Source organism: Psychrobacter sp. TWR1-1-1, from assembly GCF_049895865.1.
GTDB classification, from domain to species: domain Bacteria; phylum Pseudomonadota; class Gammaproteobacteria; order Pseudomonadales; family Moraxellaceae; genus Psychrobacter; species Psychrobacter immobilis_A.
Genome location: NZ_JAFCTE010000034.1, coordinates 1 through 5,163, shown reverse-complemented (window position 1 = coordinate 5,163; position 5,163 = coordinate 1). Strand labels below are relative to the sequence as shown.

Annotated in this window: 5 protein-coding genes and 1 pseudogene; 1 reads left to right on the top strand and 5 read right to left on the bottom strand. The window is 39.6% G+C overall.

Annotated elements, in window-relative coordinates:
- Window positions 1-114: 114 nt before the first annotated feature.
- The gene (locus ACP69U_RS13570; protein ID WP_426138809.1) at window positions 115-423 is read right to left on the bottom strand and encodes a hypothetical protein; all 309 of its coding nucleotides are present in this window, start codon (window positions 421-423) and stop codon (window positions 115-117) included.
- A gap of 199 nt (window positions 424-622) precedes the next feature.
- On the opposite strand from ACP69U_RS13570, the gene ACP69U_RS13565 reads away from it, so the two are divergent.
- Complete coding sequence (locus ACP69U_RS13565; protein ID WP_426138808.1) at window positions 623-1,333, top strand: 3'-5' exonuclease; 711 nt, start codon at window positions 623-625, stop codon at window positions 1,331-1,333.
- Window positions 1,334-1,430: 97 nt separating this feature from the next.
- Here the strand turns inward: ACP69U_RS13565 and ACP69U_RS13560 are convergent, their stop codons facing one another.
- From ACP69U_RS13560 to ssb, 4 genes and pseudogenes are all read right to left on the bottom strand, one after another.
- On the bottom strand, window positions 1,431-2,177 hold the full coding sequence (locus tag ACP69U_RS13560) for a hypothetical protein (RefSeq protein WP_426138807.1): 747 nt from the start codon (window positions 2,175-2,177) through the stop codon (window positions 1,431-1,433).
- 45 nt (window positions 2,178-2,222) lie between these two features.
- Window positions 2,223-2,873: a class I SAM-dependent methyltransferase gene (locus ACP69U_RS13555; protein ID WP_426138806.1), complete on the bottom strand. Its 651-nt coding sequence runs from the start codon at window positions 2,871-2,873 to the stop codon at window positions 2,223-2,225.
- A 19-nt stretch (window positions 2,874-2,892) separates the two neighbouring features.
- Window positions 2,893-3,954: an HNH endonuclease gene (locus ACP69U_RS13550; protein ID WP_426138805.1), complete on the bottom strand. Its 1,062-nt coding sequence runs from the start codon at window positions 3,952-3,954 to the stop codon at window positions 2,893-2,895.
- 448 nt (window positions 3,955-4,402) lie between these two features.
- Window positions 4,403-4,834, bottom strand: a pseudogene (gene ssb / locus ACP69U_RS13545) (single-stranded DNA-binding protein); the annotation flags it as partial.
- Window positions 4,835-5,163 lie beyond the last annotated feature (329 nt).

Below are 5,163 nucleotides of genomic sequence, written 5' to 3'. Positions count from 1 at the left end.
CTGCCGCTTCAATCAGCATGCGAACGGCGCGTTCTTTAATCTCAGGAGTATAGGTTTGTCTTTTCATTGTCGTATTCTCTCAGAATATTAGGTCTCCGACAATCCCGGGGCGGTTCAGTAACTTGTTTGATACTTACTCTCTACACCACTACTATTTCGACGGTTGTTTAATTCTACTAGAGCATTAACTATAGGTCTTGATGAGTTGTAAAAGTTAATTCCATCCACAAAGCTCTCTTCATTGCCAGAATGGTCTATCAAAACAATATCAATCATAACTTTTTCAGCAAATACCTTGCCTAAATCAACTGTTCCAAAATTAGTTGCTACTAGTGTTTTTGGCTCGTATTTAAGATAGAAAGCAGATGCTGCTACTGAGACTATTATAGAAAGACATAGTGCGATTGCTTGCCAATTTTTCATTATTATTAACTCATTAAAATATAAGGTATATGTTTTAAAAACGGGTTAGTGTAACTGGAACTATCAATCATTAGACTATACCCTAGTGGAACCAGTTATTTTGCCCTTTAAACCTATTAATAGACCACTTAAAATAGACTGTTATAATAGCACCACCTATAGCATACTTCTAAGCTCCTCATATCTATCAAGGCCAATTATGACGACATACATACTCGACACAGAAACCACAGGGCTTATTGAGCCACACATGACTGAGGCCGCCTACTCTATTGTTGATATCATTAATGGCAAGGTGACTGTATTACAGGCACCAAGAGCGAAGCGTTTTAACCCACTTAAAGAAATCAGCTTGGGCTCTATGGCGATATCACATATCTGTGATGAGGATGTTGCAGATGAACCACCTCATACAGACTTCAAATTACCTAGCAGTGTTGCGTATTTGATTGGTCACAATATTGATTTTGATATGGCCGTTCTTAAAAATGCGGGCGTAACTCATACGCCTAAATTAATATGTACCAATGCGATGGCTAACTTCCTGCTTCCTACGCTTGAAAGCCATAAGCTAGTATCCCTCCTCTACCACTTTCACCGTGATATAGCCCGTGCTCAAGCAAGAGATGCTCATGCTGCCATTGCTGATATTTACTTCACTGAGCTGGTGCTTGGTAGTCTGATTGACTTGGCGAATAGCCAAGGCCATGAGATAAGTGATGTGGAGAGCTTATATGAATTTAGCGAAATAGCGCGTGTACCCACGCACTTAAGTTTTGGTAAGCACAAGGGTGAGGCTATTGCAGATTTAGCGACTCACTCGGATGGTGCTGGATATTTGAAGTGGCTATTGAAACAAGATACCGTTGCTCCTTATTTAGCTCAGGCTTGTAAGAATGCTCTAGAGTAGTCTGCGTAAATATAAGTAGCATCAAGCGATGCACTTTTATTATTCGTCCATTTTAAAGGCTTATAACCTCAGTATAATAAAAGCGCAAATCATAGTATTATTTTACATGTTTTATCCCTTCGTGCAATTGACGCCGACGCTCTTGCGCAGCGTTATAGCGATGAGCTTTAGCCAGCTCAATCTCTTCATGAGTTTGGATTAGTTCAGACGGCATCATCAGCGCCTCATCCATATTGATCGTATCGACATACATAGCATTACCTGTGAGAATTGAGCGCAATACTTTATTGGCATTAGTTTCATGAAGACTTTCAATCACAGCAATGCATCTATCAACATCTGCTAACTTTAGCTTAATCATCATTTGGGCATCGTAATAAGACTTAGAATATCCCTTACTGACTGCCACACACCATAAAGCTACTAATGCTTCAGGGCTAGCAACAGGTACATCAGCCATACCAAATATCTCTTTAGATATAGGCTGATTAAATGTAAGACCTTTAGGGGTGATTTGGAATGAAAGTGCGAGAGGATATTTTTTAGTTTCATCACTATCATCTTTGACAGTAATGATGAGCTGTTGGTGGGCATTCCATATAAAATCAATTCCATACTCTTTAAGGACGCTTTCAAATTTGCAGCAGTCATTTTCAGAGATCATGAAATTAATATTGGTGGTCGCACGAGGCGGTGCATACTCTGAGTAGGCAAGTGTGCCAATAATCACATACTCAATATTTTCTTCTGACAGAACATAGATGAGCTGTTTAAATAACTTTTGGTATTTATTCATTCGGCCATTTGACTCGAACAACCTTAAAAGTTCCATTGACTCACTCATATCTACCCGCCAAGCTTTATATCAGTTATTGTCAGTTGTTAGTCATCATTTTACAGAACTTCTAATAGGATTATTTTCTCGTTTGATCATCACATTAAGCCATGCATCTTTACAGTCGGCTCTTTTATCGGCCGACAACCAGATATCGTATTCAATCACTTGCGGTATGTTAGCAACAATGGTTGTCCAGCGTGATTCATTCATATCACAAAAGAAGCGCTCCTCATCTACTCGCTCCCCTTCCCCATATTTAAATGATAAGTACATCACTCCATCATCATTCAAGGTTTTTAATAATGACTTTATAACGAAAGGCAGCTCAAGAAATGGCACGTGTAGCAATGAGGCACAAGCCCAAATGCCAGTAAACTTATTTTCCCAAGCCTGCTTTTCAATACTGCTAAAATCCAAGTTAACCCAACCAATTCTGCTAGACATATGGTGCTTCTGAGCCCACTGAATTAATTCGACGCTGGTATCTATCGCTGTTACGTCATAACCCTGCCTAGCAAAGTAATTTGCATCCCTACCTGAGCCACAGCCCACATCTAAAACAGACTGCGTATCTCTTTGAGGGAGCTGACTAATAAACAGCTCGTATAAATCATGCATATCTATGCTTACCGTTTGATAAGCAAACTCAACGGCATTTTCATCATAATAGTTAAGGGTGCTTTTAGAGGCTCGTTTGGTCATAAGGTGACATATCTATTTATTAGGCTCTAAGCTGTGGTAATGCATCAGGATTAATTGGCCGCAACTTTATACTTGGTTTTGGTGACCAGACTAAATCCTCATGTTCCACCGCTATTTGATAAGCCCACTGGCTAATCGTCTCTGAGCGTTGCTGATTGGTTATAAAGCCTATGGTTTTTGCTTGCTGTTCAATCGTATGACCGTGTTGTTGATTGCGCTCTAGCCACTTCTCATAGAACAGCTCTTCAGCAAGATAATCCCGTTTGCTGTTGTTGCAGCGATGATCAGTGAGTACGAAATTATGAGTGGTATCAATGGGGTATTTCGACCAAGGAATAAAATGATCGACCTCGATATTATTTTTTAAAGCTTTATGACAATAGAAGCACTGCCCTTGTTGGCTATCAATTAATATGGACTCCAAGATCTTTAAGCTTTGTCTTGATTGATGAAATAGAAATTGTTGTAGGTCAATATCATCGCTAAAATAAGGTTGATTGTGACGGTTCTTACGCACAAACTCAGTCCAGTATTGCTGACAGAGTTTATGAATTATCTGACTGAAACGGGTAAAACAATATGCGATTCCAGGCATCAATACTATCGCATTTTCTTTAGGATTATAAACATATAGAAATTCGCGAGTGACCTTGTCTTGTGCACTTTGTAGGTATTTCGCAGGGTTATTTTTAATGGTCTGAGCAACCTCTTTAATCGTTGACTGCCACTTTTCAATACTACGCGTCCGAGCTATACGTATGCTGGTAGTTTTAGTCTCTTGTTGCAACTTCAGTATGCTAGTAATAACCTTAGCTTGACCCCCTGCATTACTTTGTTTCAACACAGAGTCATCATCTTGATGTGAAAACGGCAGTGTTTGTGTCCAGTAAAGCTGAACAAACTGCTCAGCTAACTCTTCATATGACATACTACACTCTCTATTATCACTAGCAGCAGACTCTATAGAAAGGTTTGTTACCGCCATTAATAATGCAAACTTATAGGTAGAGGTGTAAGAGCTAGACTCAAGTAACCATTGAATACGCCTTAGAAATTTGAGCTGAAAATCGGCTGTAGGCACTATGAGTATCCTTTAAAACATATCAGAATAATTTAATTTTGCAAAACCTTCATAGGCATGGTGGCTGGCATTTTATAGAATCTTATGAAGCTATTCATCTTACTCAAAATTAAATTGAACGGTAACTATCCTGAGTATGTCGGAAACATTTTTACTTGAGTCAGGCAGCTTAACTCTATTTATTAGGTGTCTTAAGTTTGGGAGGGTTACCATGGCAAACTCCTCATCAATTCATTAGTTTACCAAGTTTGTCTCTATGATTTTTTTAGCATAGCTGAATCGCATTGGAGTGCCTAAACTCAGATACTTCTTTTTTGAGCCATCACTTCACCAATTAGTTGATACAAGTTGTTCAAAGGATTTGATGGTTATTCTCAAAATTTTAAAACTGACCGTCAAAGTGGGGAGCGAAGGGAATATCGTCATCTACTGGCCCAGGTGGAAGCCCCTGATTAACATTGTTGTTATTTATTTTATTATTGGGTGATTGCTGGTCGTTCTGAGGCTTTTGACGGTCTGGATGACTGATTTTTCTGTTGTTATCGTCATTACTATCTAGCATCTGCATCTGGTCAGCGCGAATTTCAGTCGCATAACGGTCGCTACCGTCAGGGGCTTGGTACTTACGAGTGCGTAAGCTACCCTCAATATAGACCTTGCTACCTTTACGCAGATACTGAGCGGCGATTTCACCTAAACGATTGAATAGTGAAACACGATGCCATTCGGTCGCTTCTCTTTTTTCGCCACTCTGTTTATCAGTCCATTGCTCAGAGGTCGCTACTGATATATTGGTAACACTACCGCCGTTATTAAATTGACGTGCCTCGGGATCTGCACCGAGGTTCCCGATGATGATGACTTTATTAACTCCGCGCATAATATTTCTCTCTTAGTTTGGCAATTATTTAAATAATACATTGTAGTAGTTGCGCGATATATCCATACGCTTCTTTGCTTGCTCTATCAAGGACTTATCAGGTTCAATATTTACTAACCTAGTGCGTTTGTATTTATAAAACCTGGCGTTATCTATTACAATTACACAGGGTGTGTTTAAGTTTGGAATAAGTGTGCCTTTGCAACAGTCTGAACCGCCCCGACTATATCGGAGGCTGATCTACTTGAGTCAGGCAGCGATGCCTGACAGGGTTAAATTATCATAATACCGCTTTTCAAACTCAAAGGGTGACACATATCCAATCGTGC

Bases quoted from the DNA above. Each gene is read 5' to 3' on its own strand.
- ACP69U_RS13560 (WP_426138807.1), bottom strand. From the start codon at position 2,177: ATGAGTGAGTCAATGGAACTTTTAAGGTTGTTCGAGTCAAATGGCCGA.
- ACP69U_RS13555 (WP_426138806.1), bottom strand. From the start codon at position 2,873: ATGACCAAACGAGCCTCTAAAAGCACCCTTAACTATTATGATGAAAAT.
- ACP69U_RS13565 (WP_426138808.1), top strand. From the start codon at position 623: ATGACGACATACATACTCGACACAGAAACCACAGGGCTTATTGAGCCA.
- ACP69U_RS13570 (WP_426138809.1), bottom strand. From the start codon at position 423: ATGAAAAATTGGCAAGCAATCGCACTATGTCTTTCTATAATAGTCTCA.